The sequence below is a fragment of the Ruegeria sp. CDSC042 genome, assembly GCF_059610745.1.
Window position 1 is genome coordinate 21,698 of sequence record NZ_JBXWOF010000002.1, and the last position, 19,737, is coordinate 41,434.

Here is a 19,737-nt window from a genome sequence, read left to right on the forward strand (position 1 = left end):
AGCTGAAATGTGCAAAGGATTTTGGGCGGGCATGGAGAATCCAACTCGGTGATCTTTCCCAAGTCCTAAGAGATTCCCGAAAGCAGATACTTGACTTCGGTTAGGCCTTTGGAGAATCCGACCTAGCCGTCTGCTTCGTCCATCAAACTGCGTACCCAGCGCCCTGCAAACCAGCAGGCAGGTACACCCAATGGGATTGACCACAGGATGGCGGTGACAGGCTCAATCACTCCGAATCCGGCGCTGTTGGCGATCAGGCCAGCCAGAAAAAGGTTTATGGCCACGGTCAGCGCAGACGCTGGATACAGCAACATGGCCAGTTTCCACACCGGCCATTTGCCCTCAGTGGCTGGTTCCTTCCGAGAAGGTGATTTTGTTCCAGACATTGTACTTTCCCGAAGGTTTGCGCATCGGCAGACGGCGGACCTCTTCCAGTGTTTTTGCATCATAGATGATCACCGCGCCGTCATCTTCCCAGATCGAAACCAACGCATGGCTTCCGTCCTTGGTGAATTCCACATGGGCCACGGTTTTGCCCGGCGCTGGGCGCAGGGTCCGCACGATCTCAAGGCTTTGCTTGTCGATCACATGCATCACATCCTTGTTGGGCCCAAAGAAAACATCGGCCCAGACATATGGCGAGTTTTCATGGCTGCGCATGAAAAACCCCGGCCCTTCGGTCTTGATCCGCTTGACCGTTTCCCATGTCTCCATATCGATCACCGAGACGGTGCCATCAGTCAGGTGCGGCGTTGCCATCACAGTTGTATCGCCGCGCCGCCAGGTAATCCCGGAACCCAGATGCGGCATGCCGGGCAGATCCAGGTCAGCCACTTTTTGGCCAATGACCAGATCAATCACCTGACCGCCGTTCCCGTCGCGAGATGCGCCCATGACGTATTCATAAGTCTGGTCGAAAAAGAAATCGTCCAGATAGTCGGGCGTAGTGATCTTGCGTACTGGGAAAGGGTTAGGGTTCTTGAACTGCCCTTCGATACGAAAATCGTGTCCCAGCCCGGATTGGGGTGGATTGGCGCCATAGAAGACCTCCCAAATCTCTGGCACATCCTTCAAGGCCAGCACAAAGCTTTCCCGTGGCGGAGCTTGATAAACGGCCGAAACGCGGCTGGGATTACCTTTCCTGCTTTTAATCTCGATCACTTTTGCCACCGAAAGATCCCGGGTGGACAAAAGGGTCAGGCTGTTGGGTAGGTAATTCGCCACCGCCAGCCATTTGCCATCGCCTGACATGGCAATGTTGCGGCTGTTTAGTCCCGCCCGCACGCGACCCACCTGTTGCAACGCCCAGATGTCATATTTCTGGACCCAGCCATCGCGGGACATGATGAACACGTAACGCCCATCGGGGCTGAACTTTGGGCCGCCATGAACGGCAAAAGGAGTTTCAAATCTGTCCAAAACCTCAAATGTGTCACCGTCCAGAACGCTGACATGGTGGTCTCCGGTTTCCACCACCAACGTGATGTTCATCGGATCACTGGACCAAACGGGCGCATCAATCTCGACATAGTCTGCGTCCAGCGTACGGCTGGCCATGATGTCCGCCTCGGCCCAGTCCGGGACGGTCTCGAGCGGGGATTTCAACCAACCTGCCAACTCCTCGATCTGCAGGGTGTTCAGATTATGCGCAAAGGCGGGCATCTGGGTGGCGGTGCGCCCTTCGGCGATCACGGCGGCAACCCGCGGCCCGCGCATGCGTTTTAGCGTTTCGGGTATCAAGGCCGGACCAACACCGCCCAGCCGGGTGTCACCATGGCAGGACGCACAATGTTCGGCATAGTCGGACTGGGCGTCGGCCCATGCGGCGCTGTTCAGCAGAAGCGCACACAGTGTTCCAAGCGTCCGAGCCCTAAAAGAACTGATGCGCCGGATCATGGCTTTTCCCCCGGAAAGGTGTGACCTGCAGGCGTTTGCCCGCTTTATCCACGCCAATTTCATCGTTTGACAGGTAACAGGCCGGGTCCTCGGCCCAGGGATCGCCCGTCAGTTGCAGGGCCCGGATGCGCGTGTTGCCACCGCAAACATCCCTGAGCTGACAAACTCCACAGCGCCCTTTCAACGGACGCGGGCGAGTGCGCAGCATGGCCAGCATCTTGTCGTCCCCGGTCCACAACTCGGAAAACGGCGTCGTTTTCACATTCCCGACCGTGTAATCTGACCAGTAGGTGTCGGGATGGACCCGACCAAGATTGTCGATATTGGCCACCCCCAACCCGCTGGAGTTCCCGCCCCAGGCCGCCAAATGCGCACGTATATGCGAGGTCTTTTCGGCATCAAAATGCGTCCTGACCCAGTTCAGAAAATATCCGGCGTCGGCATCGTTATTGCCGGTGACGATATCCAGCGGGCGCCCGCCCGAGGCTGCCTCCCACGCACGGTCCAATAACAGATCCAGACCTTTGCGCGTGCGCAGGTGTTCGGCATCTTCGCCCCTGTTCTTGTCGCCGCGACCGGCGTAAACCAGATGAGACAGGTAGAATTTGTCGACCCCCTCATCATCACACAACTGCAGGAGATCGGGCAGATGGTGCTGCGTGCCCTCGGTCAAACAGAATCGCAAACCGACCTTGATGCCGCGTTTCTTGCACTCGCGCACGCCGCGCAGGGCATCTGAAAAGGCGCCCTCGACACCTCGGAACCAGTCGTTTGTGGCCCCGATTCCGTCAAGTGATATGCCGACATAGTTAAAGCCGACATCAGCGATCATATCGGCGGTTTCATCGTAAATCCGCGTGCCATTCGTCGACAGCGCCAGCATCGGCACCAACTTGCGCGCCCGGTTGGCGATATCAAAGAAATCGAACCGATCCAGCGGTTCCCCCCCCGAGAGGATCAGGGCCGGGACGCGAAATTGGCCGAGATCCTCAAGGGTTACCATGGCTTGCTCGTGGCTGAGCTCACCCGGGAACGCGACATCCGCCGAAACAGTATAGCAATGGCGGCATTTCAGGTTGCAGCGCCGGGTCAGATTCCAGATGACCACCGGCTTAACCGGGCCGGGGCGGCGCTTGCGCACGGGGGTCGGGGTGACCAGTTGCTGCATGTATTCAGTCAGGCGGAACATGGCGTTTGGCCTTTCGGTTTCAGGCGCAGCCCGGTCTTTTTCAGGATGCGCGTTGAATACAGGATGTCCTTGGCCCGGCAGGCACTGCCCAGAATACCGGCAATCTCGGCCCGTTTTTCTTCGACTTCACCCCTGTCTTTGCCATGCACCATGGCGAACAGGTTGTAAGGCCAGTCGGGCAGGGCACGTGGACGTTCATAGCAATGGGTGACAAAAGGCAGACCGCCAATATGTGCCCCCAAATCAGCGATTTGACTGTCATCGACGTCCCAGACTGTCATACCGTTCGAAGTCATGCCCAGTTTGTAGTGGTTCGGGGCTGCGGCGATACGACGTATAACGCCGCGCGCCTTAAGTTCTGCGAGGCGATACAGCAGCGCTTGTTCGTCCATCCCAAGGCTTTCAGCGACCCGAGCGTAGGGCGAAGGCACCAGGGGCAATCCGCCCTGCAGAACCTCGATAATCAGTCTATCTTTTGCGTCGATCATGCCGCCACCCGGAAGCCGATGAAGAATTCCTGCAACTTGGGAAATCTGAGAACTTCGATCCCCGTCTCTTGTTCGATCGCATCGGCGCAGGCCTCAATCCCTTGGGGCGTTTCGGTGGCCAACACGAACCACATGTTCAGCCGGTGCGTACGTTCATAATTATGGGCAACTTCGGGATGCGCATTGACTTTGGTCAGGACGGATTCAAATGCCTCTGTCGGTATGGCCATGGCACATAGGCAAAAAGCCCCGCCCATCGCGGCCGCGTCAAAGAACGGGCCAAAGCGCGTGATGACCCGGTCATCCTTCATCCGTGATAGGCGAACCAACAGATCCTGTTCCGAAATCCCCAGTTCTTGGGCCACCATCGCATAGGGTTGTGAGGTCAGAGGTAAGTCGTCCTGCATTCGGTTCAGGATTGCCCGATCAGTTTCGTCCAGGGTCATGCCGCTGTCTCCTTGGGTTGGATCAGCGCGCCGGTCTGTTTGAAACAGCGAGTCGAAAACAACACCTTGTGCTGCGCGCCAAACAGCTCAGGCAATGCCGCAGCCCCGGCCAGGACGTTTCGCGCTTCGCTGCGCGAGCGGGCGTGGATCATGGAATACAGGCGGTAGGGCCAGATGTTTTCAACGGGTCGACGCTCATAACACAGTGTCACGCCAGGGTATTTTGCCAGCGCAGGTCCGGCACGATCGACCTGATCAGTTGGCATATCCCAGACCACCATTGCATTGGCCGACCAGCCCAGTGCCCGGTGTCTTACGATCACGCCAAGACGCGAGACAATTCCAGCCTCGTGTAAGATCCGGATCCGCGTCATGGCGTCCTCTGGTTTACGGTCCAAAGAGGCGGCCAGTGCTGCGTAAGGTTCGCAAACCAGCGGTAAGCCGGAACTAAGCGCCTGCATCAACGAGCGATCACCCTTTTGCAGAACGGAACAGTCCACCTTGCGCGGTGCTGGTACGTTGCGTTGCTTGCCTGTCATTCGAAAGCCCAAATCAACATTGAACGGCCGAACCAGACGCAAGTCCAAAACCTGCAAACCGGTTTGCAGGCCAATCCGGGCCAGAGTGGCGTCCACATGCGCGCGATCAGGGCCGGTCGCTACAAACCAGAGGTTCCATTTGTCCTCGCGTTGATAATTGTGGTTCACACCGGGCTCTGCGTCGATCAGGGCGGCAATGTCCTCCAGATGCTCCTCGGGTGCGGCCACCGCGGCCAGAGTGCTGGCCGTCACCGCGCCCGGAGTGATCGTGGCCCCGACCCGGGTGATCCGGCCGGTCGAACGCATTCGCGCCAGACGGTTTAGCACTTCAGCTTCGTCCAGCCCCAGCGCCTTGGCCACTGGCTGAAACGGGCGGTCGACAATCGGAAATTCGCGCTGAAAATCGTCCAGCAGGCGACGGTCGATCGGGTCAGTGATATGTTGCATGGGTTACAACCCTGTTCTGTGCGCGCGGGCGGTGAAAAAGATACCCGAGGGGCTGTCCGCCGCGATCTCGCGCAGCTTTTCAAAGCTATGCGTGTCGTAGACCACGACCTTGTTGGCGTCGCGGACACTGATCCAGACCTCATGCCCGCGTGCCGTGAACTCCATATGCAGGACGGCAGGGCCCGGAGAGAATTCGTGGATGACCTGTTTGCTGACGCTGTCGATGACCTGAATTGTATCGTTCAATGGATGGGCAAAGTTCACCCAGACCTGTCGCCCATCCGGGCGCGCCATGGCAAAGACCGGCTGACCATGGGTTTGGGTGCGGCCTGTTTCTGTCAAGGTTTCGGCGTCAATCCAAAGAACCTCATGGTGGCCGACTGCGGGCAGGACAAATTCGCGATCCGTCAGTGCCCAGCCCTCAAGATGAGGCATCTTGTATACCGGCATCTCTTCCTGTCCGCGCCCATAGCCCGGCAGCACGCGGATCGGTTTTGGATTGTCTGCCCATAGGTCCAGTGCGGTCAGCCCGTCCTCGCCAAACAGACCGGTGATATAAGTGCGACCATTGGCGGTGATCAGCGCGTCATAGGGGTTCTTACCCATATCGGTGATCTTTGTGATCTCGGGCGCGCCATTTGCGAAATCAGCAATCCAGGTCTCGCCCGTGTCCCACATGGAAAACACGAACCGACGGCCCGGCGCATCGACAAGACCTATGGTTTTGCTGTCGGTGGGAATGTCGGCAACCAGTTCCAGTGTATCCGCGTCGAACACGCGTACGCCACCCGGCTCATAGTTCGACACCGCAACCAGTTGGCCGTCATCCGAAATCGCGCCGCCAATGGCATTGCCAGCCTGCACGACCCGATTTGCAATCTGACGGGTCACTATATCAACCTTGGTCAGCCCGCCATCGCGGCCAAAAACATAGGCAAAGCGTTCGTCGGGTGAATAGACCAGGGAGGCGTGGGACAGATCGCCCAACCCTTCGATCCGTGCCAATGCGGCCCGGTCCGACTGGTCCACCAATAAGACCGACCCTTTTGCCCGTTCGATCACAAGGCCCAGATCTCCAGTGGCGGTGGGGTCTGCATTGGCAGGTGTCATCATCATTAGGGCAACGATGCCAAGGGCAAGTTGTTTCATTTTGCCTCCTGTTCCAGCAGGTATCGGGCGATCCATTCGGCCTCTTCTTCGCTGATCAGGGGGCGCCAGGGGGGCATAGCCGTGTCGGGGATGCCGTCTAGTATGACCCCCGTCAGGACGTCCGCCTCGTAATGTTCCAGAGTTACCGGTCGCAGATCAGGACCAAGCCCGCCTTTCAGGGACAATCCGTGGCACGAGCCGCAATCCTGGTGGACCAACCGTTTCAGGGCGGTTGGGTCGATGGCGTCAGCGGCCAGAGCGGAAGTGGCAACCAGAACGACGGCAGTCAGAACAGTATGCGCGGCCCAGCCCGGCTGCTTGCGGTCCATATGCGCCAGGCTACCCATGCGCCCGCTCCAAAATCTCGGTCAGGGCCTGATTGGCATAAAGCGAAACGACCTTTCCGATAATGAATAAGGTAGGGGCCTTCAGATCCGCCTTGCGCACATCCGCGGCAATCTGGTCCAGTCGGGATACAAGGCGGCGTTCAGAGGCACTGGTGGCCTGCCCAACAGCCAGGACCGGGGTGGATCCGGGTAGGTTCTCGGTCATCAAGCCGATGGCGATCTGGCCGATATTGGCCACGCCCATATAGACGACCAGCGTCGTATCCGGGTCCGCCAGCCGTTTCCAATCCAGATCAAGAACTTTGTCGGACTGCCTGTGCCCGGTGACATATTGAACCGAGGTCGCCAGTCCGCGATGGGTCAGGGGCACGCCGGTCGAACAGGATGCGCCTTGTGCCGCCGTGATGCCCGGTGCGTATTCGACCGTAACACCGTGTGCCATCAGAAAAGCGGCCTCTTCCGAGCCGCGACCAAAGATCATCGGATCCCCGCCTTTCAGCCGGGCCACAACGTGACCTGCGCGTGCGTGTTCCAGCAGGATTTCGTTGATGCGATCCTGAGGAACAGTGTGGCACTTGGGGGCCTTGCCGACGGCGATCAGCCGCGCGCCCTCGGTGTGCATGGCCAGAATTTCATCCGAAACAAGGCGGTCATAGACCACCACGTCCGCCTCCTGCAGCATACGCAGGGCGCGCATGGTGATCAGTTCGGGATCACCAGGGCCGGCACCAATCAGAAAAACCTTACCGCTCATGTGCAAACTCGCTTGTTCTGAATGTCTTCGGAACCCGGTGTTTTGGTCGTTTCCATGCGCGAATATGGGACGTTGCTGGGGGAACCGGGCGTGTCATGGAAACAAGTTGGCGCACAGGTAAACCGACCTCCTTGACTTAAGTTAAGGAGCACGGGAATTGCGCCCGCGCATCTTTCAGCCTGCCGCTTATCAGGGCTCTACGGTGACCATTCCGAACATGTTCTGTGTCTCCCAATGTGGTCCGCACAGGTAATCCTGGGCGCCGGGAACAAGAAATGTCAGATCAACAGATTCCTCGGGGAACAGGCGGTCACTCTCGGCTTTGCTGCCATCTTTCAGCAGGACGCTATGGCTGGTGCGTTTGTCTACGTTCACCCAACGCACTGTGGTCCCCGCTTTGACCGTCAGTTGGGCTGGGCAGAAATTGTATTTGTACATCAGCACAACCCCTGCATCTTCCACATCTGAAGACGGCTGACCGAACAGGTCCACGTAGCGGGTTTCTGCCTCGGCGCAGATCTCAGCTGTGTCTTCGTCAGCGGCCACTGCAGGTGACGCCAAAGCCAGAAATGCAGGAAGAAGTAGGCGGATCTTCATCGTCCAGGTCTCCATACCTAATACTTTGGGGCCGGTTTACCCGGCCCCATCAGTCATTGCCCGACCACGTTGATATCGGCACTGTCGTCGTCCAGCGCGAAGCTTGTGTTCAGCGTTACGTGGTGAAATCGTGCCGCGGCAAAGTCATCGTGGATTGCAAAGCCGACCGTATAGGCCTTGCCCGGTTCCAATGGCACATCACCCGGTGCGCCCGAGTTTAAGGGCCGCGAGAACGTGACGGTCCAAATACCACCCGACAAGTTGGCCGAGGCGGCGATTTCGCCATCATTGACTATGCGCTGTTCCAGAAGATAGCCGTTGCTGGCGCTGCCATCGGCATAGACGCGCATCAGATCCAGATAGGTGCCGTCATCCAGATATTGCGCGATCTGCGCTTCGGCCTGCAATTTGTCCCAGCCACCCAGAGCTTTCCCACGCCGGCCTTTGACTTCGACCTCGGTGCGGCTTTCGCTGATATATTTGGTCACAGTGTCCTGAGCGGCCAGGCGGCCTGCAACATCGCCATTGGCGACAATCGCATCTGCACCCGGATCAAACGGCATATAGGTGTTGTCCGCGTGACACGAGGCCCAGCAGCCCACCTGATCCCCCATTTCGATCCCGGTTCCGGTGATCATCATGGCGACCTTGATCTGGTTGTCCGGGTCCATCTTACCGCCATCCACAAATGGTGCAGGATTGTGGCCTGCATCCGGCCATTGCAAGCGGATATAGAGGTTTTCGGCATCATGGGCCGCCTGAACAGTTGCGTCGATTACACCTCGTTTTCCAGGGATCGGGGTTGGTTCCAGCTCGCCGCCTGCGACGATCTTGTTTCCAATCATGTCCAATTCCTTGGCATGACAAGTCGAACATTGGTCGCCACCTTTTGTCAGTGGCCGGGCGCCGCCGTGGAACTTGCCATTCTGAACCCATTCAAACGAAGCCTGACCGGGATAAAACAACTTCAGATCCGCGCTTGCGATGCTGGTCCAGTCGATATCGCCTCCGATATCGCTGCCACCGCCTGCCGGGGCTGTAGATTCTTCACCGCTTGATTTGGCGCGCTCTTCGGCGACTGCAGCGTCCACAGCGGCTGCGATCTGGGCTTGCACCGCCTCTTGTTGTGCTGTCTTGGCCGATTTTTCGGCTTCGGCCTCAGCCGCCTCCTTGGCTTCTACACGGTCGAGACTGGCCAGGTATTCTGGCGGAATTGCACGGATGAAATCAGGATTCGGGGCTTCAATCTGTTCCAGATATTCATCTGTGGCCCTGTCGCGGATGTTCGAATGCGCAATCCCTTTGTGGCAGTCGATACAGGTCTGGCCTGTCTCCATTGCGTTCAAATGTTGCTGGCGCGCGCGGGGGCGCTGGAACTCGGGCATCATCGATTCAAAGTCGTGGCAGTTGCGGCACTCGCGCGAATCTGTGGCCTTCATCCTTTCCCATTCATTCATCGCCAGATGGATACGCTTGGCTTCGAACTTCTCGGGTGTACTGATCGAGCCAACCACCTTGCCATACAGTTCTTTGGACGCCTTGATCTTGCGGATCATCTTGTGGGTCCAGTCCTTGGGTACGTGACAGTCGGAACAGACCGCCCCGACCCCCGATCGGTTCACATCGTGGATGGTCCCGGTGTATTCTTCATAGACGAAATCGCGCATCTCATGGCACGAGATACAGAACTCTTTGGTGTTGGTGGCTTCCATGGCGGTGTTGAACCCACCCCAAAAGACGATCCCGGCGGCAAAGGCAGCGGCAATACCGGCCACAGGCATTCCCCACAGGAAATACCGACGCCAGATCGGTGGTTTCTTATCTGGATCGGAGGTCATGTCCGGGCTCCGTTTTGGCTGTGTTGACTGGCGCGGCGTGTCAGGCCTGCGCATTCGGCTGATGGATGAAACAAGGACAGGGCGGGCGAGGGGCCCGCCCTGCTCCGAGTTGATCGAAACCCGTCAGGTGACGTGGTTCGACCGGTTGTAGACGTTGAACTTGCCGGTCGGGGCGTACAGCCCTTCGATGCGACCGATCTCTTCCAAAGTCTTGGCGTCAAAGATCACGATCTGACCGTTGGGTTCTTTTGAATCCGACAGGTTCCACTTGGACACCCAGACCTCGGTTCCATCCGCGTTGAATTCAAAGTGAACAGCGGCGCTGCCTTCGTCTTCGGTGATCTGGATGGTTTTCACGATCTCGCCGGTCTCTTTCGAGATGACCTGCACAGATTGCTGCACTTCCGGTTCCGGGTGTTTGGTCTGGTCAGCCCAAATATAGTCCGATTCCGGATGCGTACGGACGAACAGGCCCGGGCCGTCTGTTTCCACTTCGTAGCAGATCTTCCAGGCGTCATCGGGTCGGTTTTCGGGGTCGTTGCCCCAGACCGTCACGGTGCCAACCCCGAGGTGGGTTGTGCCAGCTACCGGCCCGCAATTCGGGTCAATCCAGTTTGCGCCCGGACCGGGATGCGGCAACGCGGCCGTGTCGATCATCGCCTCAAGCTTGTGGGTCTCGGTATCTACAACCACCATCTTGTTCGATGCGTTTGCAGCGATCTGGAAATACCGGCCCGTCGGATCGAAGAACCCGTCATGCAGGAATTTGGCGCTGTCGATCTTGTCGATCCGCAGATTGTCTAGATCAGTATAATCTACTTGCCACAGTTGCCCCAGCTCTTTGACGGCAACGATCCAGGTCGGCTCATTTGGAGTTGTGTAGATAGCGGCCACGCGAGCCTCTTCCACATAGTCCCCGTCCACGTTCACGCCGCGGGTCGATACAACCTTGACCGGCTCCATCGTTTGGGCGTCAACGATTGCAAAGTGCGGCGGCCAATAGCCCCCGCCGATGACGTATTTGCCATCGCCGGAAACAGCAACGTCGCGGGCATCATAGGCAATCTTTACCTCAGACACCAACATCTTGTCCGGCGTCTGCCAGAGGTCGATCTTGGTCATCTTGCCGTCGCGGCCCATGGTGTACCAGAAACGACCGGGCTGTTCCGGCTCTTCCAGCGAATGGTGTTCGGATGCTTTCAGAACGTGCACCGCATAGCCGGTCGGAATATGTGTCAGCACCTCTTTGGTGTCGCCATCGATAACAGCGACTTTGCCGACGTCGCGCTCGATAACAACAAAGAAGTTTTCCCAGTTGCGGCCATGCATCGGCTCGGTTGGGTAGTCCTCTTCTTCAACATATACCTTGCGGGTCGCCATCATCTGGTCCAGCGACATTTCAGGTGGTTTGGGCGGCTCCATCATGATGTAAGTCGCCATGTCTTTGATTTCCTGCTCGGACATGATGTCCGAGAAGTTGTTCATCCCGCCTTCGGTGCCCCAGGCGATGATCTTCTCAAGCCGCTCTTGCCCAAGCGCAAGTGTGCCGCCTTCGGTCACAGCGCCGTCAGCTGCGGTTTTCTTCCAATGCGGTTCAAGGTTCTTGCCAGTGGCGCCTTTACGCAAGACACCGTGGCACCCCGCGCATTGTTCAAAGTAAAGTTGTTTCGACGCTTCAAACGCTTCTTCGTTCAAAGTTGGCTCTTCGGCGAAAGCTGGTGCAGCGACACTGCCCAGCAACATCGCCAAACCGACCCCGAAGACGCGGCCCGTTTTGGTATAGCTGATTCCAAGTGACATGATCACTCTCCATTTGCTGGTGAGGCGGTCCAAGCGTGGGGCATCGCGCAAGGGTGCTCCTTGACGAAAGTCAACACCAGCCGCGCAATTCAGGTGGCGGGCAGGGAAAAACGTCAATTTTCCGGCTGGGAAAATCTGTATCTTTGGCACACTTTTTCGGCCGGTTTGATTTTTGTTAAGTCGCGCAGCCGGGCGGCTTGCTAGGGCTTGGAAAACACCAAGGAGAGCAGCCATGCCCGCAATCATCACCCGCGTGTTTGGTGAAGGGTTTCGTGTATTCTTTCTGTCCGCCGGCCTCTATGGCCTCTTTGTCGGAGTGGTTTGGGGGCTGTGGCTGACGGTGCCATATGCAGTGCCGGATTATGGCATGGCCCCGCCCATGTGGCACGCGCATGAGATGATCTTCGGCTATGCAACAGCCGCGCTGGGCGGGTTCTTTCTGACCGCGGTGCCAAATTGGACCGGCGCACCAGATGCGCGTGCGCAGTTCATAACGTTGGCCGCCGGATTGTGGTTGGCTGGTCGGATGGCGATGTGGTTTTCGGGAATGCTGCCTGCGGCGCTTGTGGCGGTGGTCGACCTGGCCTTTGTACCGATTCTGGCGGCCAAGATTGCAACCCAGCTCATCCGGAGGCCGAAACCTCAGAACATGCTCTTTCTGCTTTTGCTCAGCTTTATCTGGATTGCTGATCTGTTCACGCATCTTGAATGGACCGGGATGACGGATGACACATTGCATACCGGGCTGCGCGCGGGGTTGCTGGCGCTCTGCGCGATGATTGCCATTCTTGGCGGACGGATCACCCCGGCCTTTACCCGAAACGCCATGAGACGCGCGGGCGTTCCCGAGGCGAACTGGCCAAAATCTGTGCCAATTCTGGATAAATCAGCGATGGCGGTTGCCCTGACCCTGCCGCCAATCGTTCTGGTGCTGGGGTCAGATGCTTTGGCTGGATCGATGGCGCTGGTTCTAGGGGTGGCGCAGGTTTCGCGCATGGCCCGCTGGCGCGCGGGCTGGGCTGCGCGGGAGCCGATCCTATTGGCACTGTATCTTGGGCTTGCAATGCTGGCGCTGGGACTGATCCTCTGGGGGCTGTCAGTGCTGGGTTTCGGAAACGAGATCGCTGCCCTTCACATCCTGGGCATCGGATGCGTCGGCGGCATGACCCTAGCGGTCATGAGCCGCGCCGCGCTTGGCCACAGTGGTCGCGCGCTGGTGGCACCCGGCCCAATGGCGGTGGCCTATGGTCTGATGGCGGTGGCGGCCCTGTCGCGGTGGATTGGGGCAGATCTGAATGCAGGTTACATGGTTGCGATGCTGCTGTCGGACGGGTTGTGGGTCAGCGCATTTGCGCTTTTCCTGATCGCGATGTGGCCCGCGCTGACGGGTCCCAAGGTGCAACGGTCAGCGTGATTTGATTTCCTTTTGCAAGTCTTGACTTTCGTTAAGGATATACCGTGCCCATCCCGTCATTTTAGCCAGACTAGCTAATCTGCGCAAAGGAGAGCGCAATGCGAGAAGTCATGACCAAGAGCATGGCACGCAATATATTCTATGGCGGGTCACTGTTCTTTATCCTCATCTTTCTGGCTCTGTCGGCCCATTCTCACTGGTATATCGTGAACTCTGAGAACGCAGCAAAGCTCGATGAAAGTGTTATCAGGGGCAAGCACGTCTGGGAAAAACACGCCTGCATCAACTGTCATACCATCCTTGGCGAAGGTGCATACTTTGCACCAGAGGTTGGCAATGTGATGACACGTTGGGGCGTGCTGGACGACCCGGAATCGGCCTTTGAAGCCCTCAAAGGCTGGATGGAGGCGCAGCCGACAGACATTCCCGGTCGTCGTCAGATGCCCAATTTCAACCTCAGCGACGAAGACATCCGTGATCTGACCAACTTTTTGATCTGGACGGACAATATCGACGCTCAGGACTGGCCGCCCAACGAGGCGGGCTGAGAAGGGAACGGAGCAATGAAATACGAATCCCAAAAAATCGCCTATGCCTACTTTGCGGTGGCAATGGCCCTGTTCGCGATACAGGTTCTAGGCGGCCTTCTGGCCGGCTTTATCTATGTATCACCCAATTTCCTGAGCGAGCTTTTGCCGTTCAACATCGTGCGGATGCTGCACACCAACTCGCTGATCGTGTGGCTGATCCTCGGGTTCTTTGGTGCGGCCTATTTTCTGATCCCGGAAGAGGCCGAGCGTGAGATCCATTCGCCCATGCTGGCCTATCTGCAGCTGATCATTCTGGTGGTCGGTACACTGGGCGTGGTCTTGACCTATACGTTCAACCTGTTTGAAGGAAACTGGCTGCTGGGTAAAGAAGGGCGCGAGTTCCTAGAGCAACCCAAATGGGTCAAGGCCGGCATCGTCGTGGCCGCACTGATCTTCCTGTACAACGTGTCGATGACCGTTCTGAAAGGCAAGAAGACCGCGATTACCAACATCTTGTTGCTGGGTCTTTGGGGTCTGGCGCTGCTGTTCCTGTTTGCCTTTTACAACCCGGGCAACCTGTCCTTGGATAAGCAATACTGGTGGTATGTTGTCCACCTGTGGGTCGAAGGTGTCTGGGAACTGATCATGGCCTCGATCCTGGCCTATCTGATGCTGAAGCTGACCGGGGTAGACCGTGAGGTTGTCGAGAAATGGCTCTATGTCATTGTCGCCGCCGCGTTGTTTTCGGGTATCCTTGGTACAGGTCACCACTACTATTGGATAGGCACACCAGGGTACTGGCAGTGGATCGGCTCGATCTTCTCAAGCCTCGAAGTGATCCCCTTCTTTGCGATGATGGCCTTTGCCTTTGTGATGGTCTGGAAGGGCCGTCGGGACCACCCGAACAAAGCGGCGCTGCTGTGGTCGCTGGGCTGTGCCACATTGGCCTTTTTCGGTGCCGGTGTCTGGGGCTTCCTGCACACGCTGCATGGGGTGAACTACTATACCCACGGTACGCAGATCACTGCGGCTCACGGACACCTGGCGTTCTATGGAGCGTATGTCTGCCTCAACCTGGCAATCTTCAGCTATGCAATGCCGATCCTGAAGAACCGCGATCCTTATAATCAGGTTCTGAACATGGGCAGCTTCTGGCTGATGTCCAGCGGTATGGTTTTCATGACCTTTGTGCTGACCTTTGCTGGAACAGTGCAGACGCACATGCAGCGGGTGGTCGGAGACTACTTCATGGATGTGCAGGATCAGGTCGCGATCTTCTATTGGATGCGCCTTGGCTCTGGCATCGTCGTGGTCTTGGGTGCGCTGCTGTTCATCTACTCGATCTGGGTTCCCCGGAAAGAGATCATTGAAGCCGGCGCGGCCGAAACCCCAGCGGAGTGATGGATATGGATGGCTCCATGAAACTGAGAACGGGGGCGGCTGACGCCCCCTTCTACCTGCCACAGGGTGATGAATGTGACGTGTTCGCTGCTGCCTATACCAACAACCTGCCGGTCCTGCTGAAAGGCCCGACAGGTTGCGGCAAGACCCGGTTTGTGGCGCATATGGCCGCCAGCCTTGGCCGCCCGCTTTACACGGTGGCCTGTCACGATGACCTTGCCGCTGCGGACCTGATCGGGCGCTACCTGCTGAAAGGCGGGGAAACGATCTGGGTCGATGGCCCCCTGACCCGCGCGGTGCGCGAAGGCGCGATCTGCTATCTGGATGAAGTGGTCGAGGCGCGCAAGGACGTGACCGTCGTGCTGCACCCGCTGACTGACGACAGGCGCATCCTGCCGATCGACCGCACCGGTGAGGAGCTTGTGGCCGCGCCCGGTTTCATGCTGGTCGCCTCATATAACCCGGGATATCAGAATATCCTGAAAACCTTGAAACCCTCGACCCGGCAGCGGTTCATCTCACTGGAGTTCGACTTTCCGTCGCCCGAGATGGAGGCAAAGGTGGTCGCTAAAGAAAGCGGGCTGGCGCTGGAACGCTGCAAGCCACTGATCCGCTTGGCAGGTAAACTGCGCGGGCTCAGGGGGCAGGATCTTGAAGAGGGCGTTTCAACCCGTCTGGTCGTCTATGCCGCCACGCTGATCGCGCAGGGCATGTCCACCGACCGCGCGATCCTTGCCGCCATGATCGAACCTCTGACAGATGACGAGGACATCAAACGCGGGCTCCTCGATCTTGTCACGGCTGTCTTTGGGTGAGGCCGGCCGATGGTCAGGATCGATTTTGAGCCATGGGAACCCGAAGAAACGATCGGGAAACTGTGGCACTCCCTTGCCAGCCGTCTCGATGCACCCCAGGTGCATGTTGGAGCCGCGGTCGACCTTTCTGAGGTCGCGGGGCGGCTGGCAGTCCTTTTTCGCGGGCTTGGGGGCAGCCCGGGCGTTGAATTGCGCCCGGTCTCGCCCGAGGTTTCACACCATCGCCTAAGCTGGCGCCGTCGGTTGGGTACCGAAGTTGAACTGATGCCGCGCGCTTCGTTCGATGGCGAAGTGCTGCGCCTCCCGGACCGTCTGGCGGTGTTTCCCGCGCGCGAGGCGAACGGAGCGCTGTATGTTTGGCTGGCCGCCGCAGCGGCCCATGCGGGAACCCGGATCGTCGAAGGTGATCCGTTGCGCGCCGATCTGCACGCGCTGAGCGCTGCACAAACCATGGTTAATGCAACCTTGGACAACGCCCCCGGCTTGCGACCGCTTTACACCGAGCTTTGCAAAGGTGTTCTGCATGACCGCAACAAATCCGGCCTCCCGCCTGTGGAAACAGCGGTTGAAGAACTGATCCGCCATCGGCTGGGCGACCCCGCGCCTTTATCCCCGAAGGCCAGGCAATTCATGTCATTTGACGATGACCTGACTGCCCCACGCGGATATCAACATTTCCGCCCTGTCCCTCTGTGGCCGGAATTACGCGCTGTTGGTTTTTCAGAGCATAACGATGTCGAAAACCCCGATACCGAAGGCCCGCCCGAGGAATCGGGTGAGAAAACCCACCGTGCCCGGCGGCGCAAATCCGATCAGGCTGAACGCAGTGACAGTTTTATCCTTCATAAATTCGAGGCGATCCTCAGCTGGGCCGAGTTTCTGAACATAAACCGTCGCATTGATGACGATGATCCCGACAATGCCAAAAAGGCCGCCGATGATCAGGATGAGATCGGTTTGGGCCAGATTTCCAAGGCGCCACCGACCAAGCTGAAATTGCATCTGGACCTGGCACCCGAGGATGTGAATCGCGAACGTCTGTCGGGCCGTATTCTCTATCCGGAATGGGACGTGCGCACCGGGCAATATCTGCCTGATCACGTCAACGTTCTAACCTCGGACGCCGATATTCGTGAGGATGCCGCCGAGTTTGGAAAAGACCCCGCCACCGCCCGCCGTATCCGCGCCGTCAAACGTCAGTTCGAAGCGCTGCGCCCGGGCCGCGTGATGACCCGAGGCCATCTGGACGGCGATCAGCTGGATATCGAGGCCGCCGTTCGGGCGCAGGTTGACCGCTGTGCCAACGGTGAAGGTACCGAACGCATCTGGCAACAATCCCGCCCCGAGGCACGCGATCTGGCGGTTTCCATCCTGCTGGATGTCAGCCGCTCGACCGAAAGTGCCGTGACTGGCCGCGCCGTGATCGACATCGAACGCGAGGCGCTGGCAGCGCTGGCCTGGGGCCTGAACGCCTGTGGTGACGATTTCGCCATTCACGCCTTCAGTTCACTGAAACGACAGCGGGTCTATGTGCAACGCTGCAAACGGTTTGATGAGGTGATGGGCAGCCAGGTTGAACAGCGCATCGCATCGTTACGCCCGGGGCACTATACAAGGCTGGGTGCCGCGATCCGCCATTGCTCGGCCGATCTGGCCACCCAAACGCGTAAGCGCCGGTTGTTACTGGTGATCACCGATGGCAAACCCAATGATCTTGACCACTACGAAGGCCGCCACGGAATCGAAGACACCCACATGGCCGTGCGCGAGGCGCGCCGAGCCGGGCAATCGGTCTTTGGCGTCACCATCGACAAGACAGGTAAAAGCTGGTTCCCGCGGATGTTCGGGCAGGGTGGCTTTGCCGTCATCCCGGACCCGCATCGCCTGACCATGGCGCTGCCGCAAATCTACCGCCAACTGGTCGGCGCATGAGCGACGCGTCCCTAATCGACGAGTTGCCCGGCGAATTACTGATGTGGGTTCTGATCATTTCGGAGCTGCTGGTCTTTGGCGCGGGCCTGGTCGCTTTCATGGGCGTGCGCCTGACCGATCCGGCGGGCTTTGCCGAGGCGCAATCGCATCTGCACCGCACCGGAGCCGCGCTGAACACTGCGGTTCTGGTCACCTCTGGCTATCTGGCCGCGCAAGCCTTGCATTGGCGGCAGATTGCGCGTCGGACTGCTGCCCGCCTGGCGTTAATCGCAGCTGCCGCGCTGGGCGTTGTATTCCTGATTATCAAAGGCGTGGAATACGCGGACAAGGCTGCACAAGGAATTACCTACGAGACCCATCCGTTCTTCCTGTTCTACTATCTGCTCACCGGCTTCCACGCGGCACATGTGTTGGCTGGGGTTGTTATCCTGCTGCTGGTCGCCTGGCGGGACAATCCCCGCAACATCGAGGCCGGCGCCCAGTTTTGGCACATGGTCGATCTCGTCTGGATCATGCTGTTCCCCGTGATCTACCTGTTGGGATGACGGGCATGACCCAAACCTCACCGGATCAAAACAGCTCCCGCTGGATGCTCCCAAACCCACTCACCCGCGCATGGCTCAGCCTGTTGGTTCTGAGCACCGCTTCGGCCCTGCTGACGATACTCCCCCTGTCCTCACCGGTGTTGAGCGCAGGCATTTTGATCCTGGCCCTGTCCAAAGCCCGCATTATCCTTGCACGATATCTGGACCTGACGCACAGCCCGGCCTGGCTTAGCGGTTTCACCAATGTACTGACCGGATTTGCGATGGTGATCTTCGGCCTCTCACTGTTTTGACATGAAAAAAGCCGCCCCCGTGGGGCGGCAGTTCTCCAAGCGCAGGGACGCCTCAGTTATTGTGCGGCCATCGGCATTCGCGCGATCTGACACCGTTGCCACAGGGCCGATAAGGCACCGACCAGATGGTCGATATCTTCGTTTGTATGAACCGGAGAGGGGGTAATTCTCAGGCGTTCGGTGCCTTTGGGAACGGTCGGATAGTTGATCGGCTGAATATAGATCCCGAATTCTTCCAGCAGCGTATCCGAGATGAATTTGCATTTCACCGGGTCACCTACCATCACCGGGATGATGTGGCTGGGATTGGGCAAATGCGGGATGCCTTCGGCGTCCAGTTTGGCGCGCACCTGCGCAACGCGGGTTTTCTGCAGATCGCGCTCGGTATTGGATTGCTTGAGGTGTCGGATCGAGGCGGCAGCGCCTGCTGCTATTGCGGGCGGGAGGGCGGTGGTAAATATGAACCCGCTGGCAAAGCTGCGGACAAAGTCACACAAGGCAGCGGATGCCGCGATGTAACCGCCAACCACGCCGAAGGCCTTGCCCAGCGTCCCTTCGATGACAGTCAGGCGATCCATCAACCCTTCGCGTTCGGCGATGCCACCACCGCGCGAGCCATAAAGGCCAACGGCGTGGACCTCGTCCAGATAGGTCATCGCACCATATCTATCCGCCAGGTCGCAAATCTCTTTGATCGGAGCGATATCCCCATCCATCGAATAGACAGATTCGAAGGCGATCATCTTGGGCGCATCTGGATCGGCTGCGGCCAGCTTTGCCTCGAGGTCCGCCAGATCATTGTGCTTCCAGATCACTTTTTGTGCCCGCGAATGGCGGATGCCTTCAATCATGGAGGCATGGTTCAAAGCGTCCGAGAATACGATCAGACCTGGGATCTTCGCAGCCAGCGTCCCAAGTGCCGCCCAGTTCGACACATAGCCAGAGGTGAACAGAAGGGCGGCTTCTTTCCCGTGGAGGTCGGCCAGTTCCTGTTCCAGCAAAACGTGGTCATGTGTCGTGCCCGAGATATTGCGTGTGCCCCCTGCGCCCGCGCCGCAACGGTCGAGTGCATTGTGCATTGCCCCGACTACATCAGGATGCTGGCCCATTCCCAGATAGTCGTTGGAACACCAAATTCGTACGTCGCGCTGTAAAGCGCCATCTGTCTGGCGTGCATTCGGGAACGCGCCACAGCGGCGCTGTAGATCAATGAAGATGCGGTAGTTGCCTTCGTCGCGCAGATGCTCAAGGCTTTCGCCAAAAAAACGCTCGTAGTCCATCTCGAACACTCCTGGGAATACTGGCTTTCCAGCAAGA

At 58.3% G+C, this 19,737-nt stretch carries 20 protein-coding genes; 7 read left to right on the plus strand and 13 right to left on the minus strand.

Annotated elements, in window-relative coordinates:
• Positions 1-122 precede the first annotated feature (122 nt).
• From AC2FHX_RS05755 to AC2FHX_RS05810, 12 genes are all read right to left on the minus strand, one after another.
• The gene (locus AC2FHX_RS05755) at positions 123-314 is read right to left on the minus strand and encodes a hypothetical protein (protein ID WP_496691879.1); all 192 of its coding nucleotides are present in this window, start codon (positions 312-314) and stop codon (positions 123-125) included.
• Positions 315-342: 28 nt separating this feature from the next.
• Positions 343-1,896 carry a cytochrome D1 domain-containing protein gene (locus tag AC2FHX_RS05760; protein ID WP_496701031.1) on the minus strand — a complete coding sequence of 518 codons (1,554 nt, stop codon included), beginning with the start codon at positions 1,894-1,896 and terminating at the stop codon, positions 343-345.
• On the minus strand, positions 1,871-3,085 hold the full coding sequence (nirJ, locus tag AC2FHX_RS05765; RefSeq protein WP_496691877.1) for a heme d1 biosynthesis radical SAM protein NirJ: 1,215 nt from the start codon (positions 3,083-3,085) through the stop codon (positions 1,871-1,873). The genes AC2FHX_RS05760 and nirJ overlap by 26 nt, the downstream gene beginning before the upstream one ends.
• Positions 3,073-3,573 carry a siroheme decarboxylase subunit beta gene (ahbB, locus tag AC2FHX_RS05770; RefSeq protein ID WP_496691876.1) on the minus strand — a complete coding sequence of 167 codons (501 nt, stop codon included), beginning with the start codon at positions 3,571-3,573 and terminating at the stop codon, positions 3,073-3,075. Before ahbB (AC2FHX_RS05770) ends, nirJ begins: the two co-directional genes overlap by 13 nt.
• A complete protein-coding gene (locus tag AC2FHX_RS05775; protein ID WP_142635234.1) occupies positions 3,570-4,019 on the minus strand; it encodes an Lrp/AsnC family transcriptional regulator in 450 nt (149 codons plus the stop codon). The genes ahbB (AC2FHX_RS05770) and AC2FHX_RS05775 overlap by 4 nt, the downstream gene beginning before the upstream one ends.
• Positions 4,016-5,005 carry a siroheme decarboxylase subunit beta gene (gene ahbB / locus AC2FHX_RS05780; protein ID WP_496696563.1) on the minus strand — a complete coding sequence of 330 codons (990 nt, stop codon included), beginning with the start codon at positions 5,003-5,005 and terminating at the stop codon, positions 4,016-4,018. The genes AC2FHX_RS05775 and ahbB (AC2FHX_RS05780) overlap by 4 nt, the downstream gene beginning before the upstream one ends.
• Positions 5,006-5,008: 3 nt before the next feature.
• Positions 5,009-6,154, minus strand: coding sequence for a cytochrome D1 domain-containing protein (locus tag AC2FHX_RS05785; protein WP_142635237.1), 1,146 nt, complete (start codon positions 6,152-6,154; stop codon positions 5,009-5,011).
• A complete protein-coding gene (locus AC2FHX_RS05790) occupies positions 6,151-6,501 on the minus strand; it encodes a c-type cytochrome (RefSeq protein WP_496701028.1) in 351 nt (116 codons plus the stop codon). Before AC2FHX_RS05790 ends, AC2FHX_RS05785 begins: the two co-directional genes overlap by 4 nt.
• Positions 6,494-7,255: a uroporphyrinogen-III C-methyltransferase gene (gene cobA, locus AC2FHX_RS05795; RefSeq protein ID WP_281972619.1), complete on the minus strand. Its 762-nt coding sequence runs from the start codon at positions 7,253-7,255 to the stop codon at positions 6,494-6,496. The genes AC2FHX_RS05790 and cobA overlap by 8 nt, the downstream gene beginning before the upstream one ends.
• Positions 7,256-7,444: 189 nt before the next feature.
• Positions 7,445-7,852 (minus strand): cupredoxin domain-containing protein, encoded by a 408-nt coding sequence (locus tag AC2FHX_RS05800; protein ID WP_496701026.1) that lies wholly within the window; start codon positions 7,850-7,852, stop codon positions 7,445-7,447.
• 53 nt (positions 7,853-7,905) lie between these two features.
• Positions 7,906-9,690 (minus strand): NapC/NirT family cytochrome c, encoded by a 1,785-nt coding sequence (locus tag AC2FHX_RS05805; RefSeq protein ID WP_496701024.1) that lies wholly within the window; start codon positions 9,688-9,690, stop codon positions 7,906-7,908.
• Positions 9,691-9,813: 123 nt separating this feature from the next.
• Entirely contained in the window at positions 9,814-11,490 is a 1,677-nt protein-coding gene (locus tag AC2FHX_RS05810; protein ID WP_271948614.1) for a cytochrome D1 domain-containing protein, read from the minus strand.
• A gap of 232 nt (positions 11,491-11,722) precedes the next feature.
• On the opposite strand from AC2FHX_RS05810, the gene AC2FHX_RS05815 reads away from it, so the two are divergent.
• The 7 genes from AC2FHX_RS05815 to AC2FHX_RS05845 all read left to right on the plus strand — a co-directional run bounded on the left by AC2FHX_RS05815 (position 11,723) and on the right by AC2FHX_RS05845 (position 18,420).
• On the plus strand, positions 11,723-12,904 hold the full coding sequence (locus tag AC2FHX_RS05815; RefSeq protein WP_496701022.1) for an NnrS family protein: 1,182 nt from the start codon (positions 11,723-11,725) through the stop codon (positions 12,902-12,904).
• A 98-nt stretch (positions 12,905-13,002) separates the two neighbouring features.
• A complete protein-coding gene (locus tag AC2FHX_RS05820; protein WP_142635251.1) occupies positions 13,003-13,452 on the plus strand; it encodes a c-type cytochrome in 450 nt (149 codons plus the stop codon).
• A 15-nt stretch (positions 13,453-13,467) separates the two neighbouring features.
• Positions 13,468-14,835 carry a cbb3-type cytochrome c oxidase subunit I gene (locus AC2FHX_RS05825; RefSeq protein ID WP_496676741.1) on the plus strand — a complete coding sequence of 456 codons (1,368 nt, stop codon included), beginning with the start codon at positions 13,468-13,470 and terminating at the stop codon, positions 14,833-14,835.
• Between the two features lie 5 nt (positions 14,836-14,840).
• Positions 14,841-15,650 carry a CbbQ/NirQ/NorQ/GpvN family protein gene (locus AC2FHX_RS05830; protein WP_416383916.1) on the plus strand — a complete coding sequence of 270 codons (810 nt, stop codon included), beginning with the start codon at positions 14,841-14,843 and terminating at the stop codon, positions 15,648-15,650.
• A 9-nt stretch (positions 15,651-15,659) separates the two neighbouring features.
• Positions 15,660-17,582 carry a nitric oxide reductase activation protein NorD gene (locus tag AC2FHX_RS05835; protein WP_496676738.1) on the plus strand — a complete coding sequence of 641 codons (1,923 nt, stop codon included), beginning with the start codon at positions 15,660-15,662 and terminating at the stop codon, positions 17,580-17,582.
• Complete coding sequence (locus AC2FHX_RS05840; protein WP_496701020.1) at positions 17,579-18,127, plus strand: cytochrome c oxidase subunit 3; 549 nt, start codon at positions 17,579-17,581, stop codon at positions 18,125-18,127. Before AC2FHX_RS05835 ends, AC2FHX_RS05840 begins: the two co-directional genes overlap by 4 nt.
• A 5-nt stretch (positions 18,128-18,132) precedes the next feature.
• Positions 18,133-18,420, plus strand: a complete 288-nt coding sequence (locus AC2FHX_RS05845; protein ID WP_496701018.1) for a cytochrome C oxidase subunit IV family protein — start codon at positions 18,133-18,135, stop codon at positions 18,418-18,420.
• Positions 18,421-18,476: 56 nt separating this feature from the next.
• Here AC2FHX_RS05845 and hemA read toward each other — a convergent pair whose 3' ends face one another.
• A complete protein-coding gene (gene hemA, locus AC2FHX_RS05850; protein ID WP_496701016.1) occupies positions 18,477-19,700 on the minus strand; it encodes a 5-aminolevulinate synthase in 1,224 nt (407 codons plus the stop codon).
• Positions 19,701-19,737 lie beyond the last annotated feature (37 nt).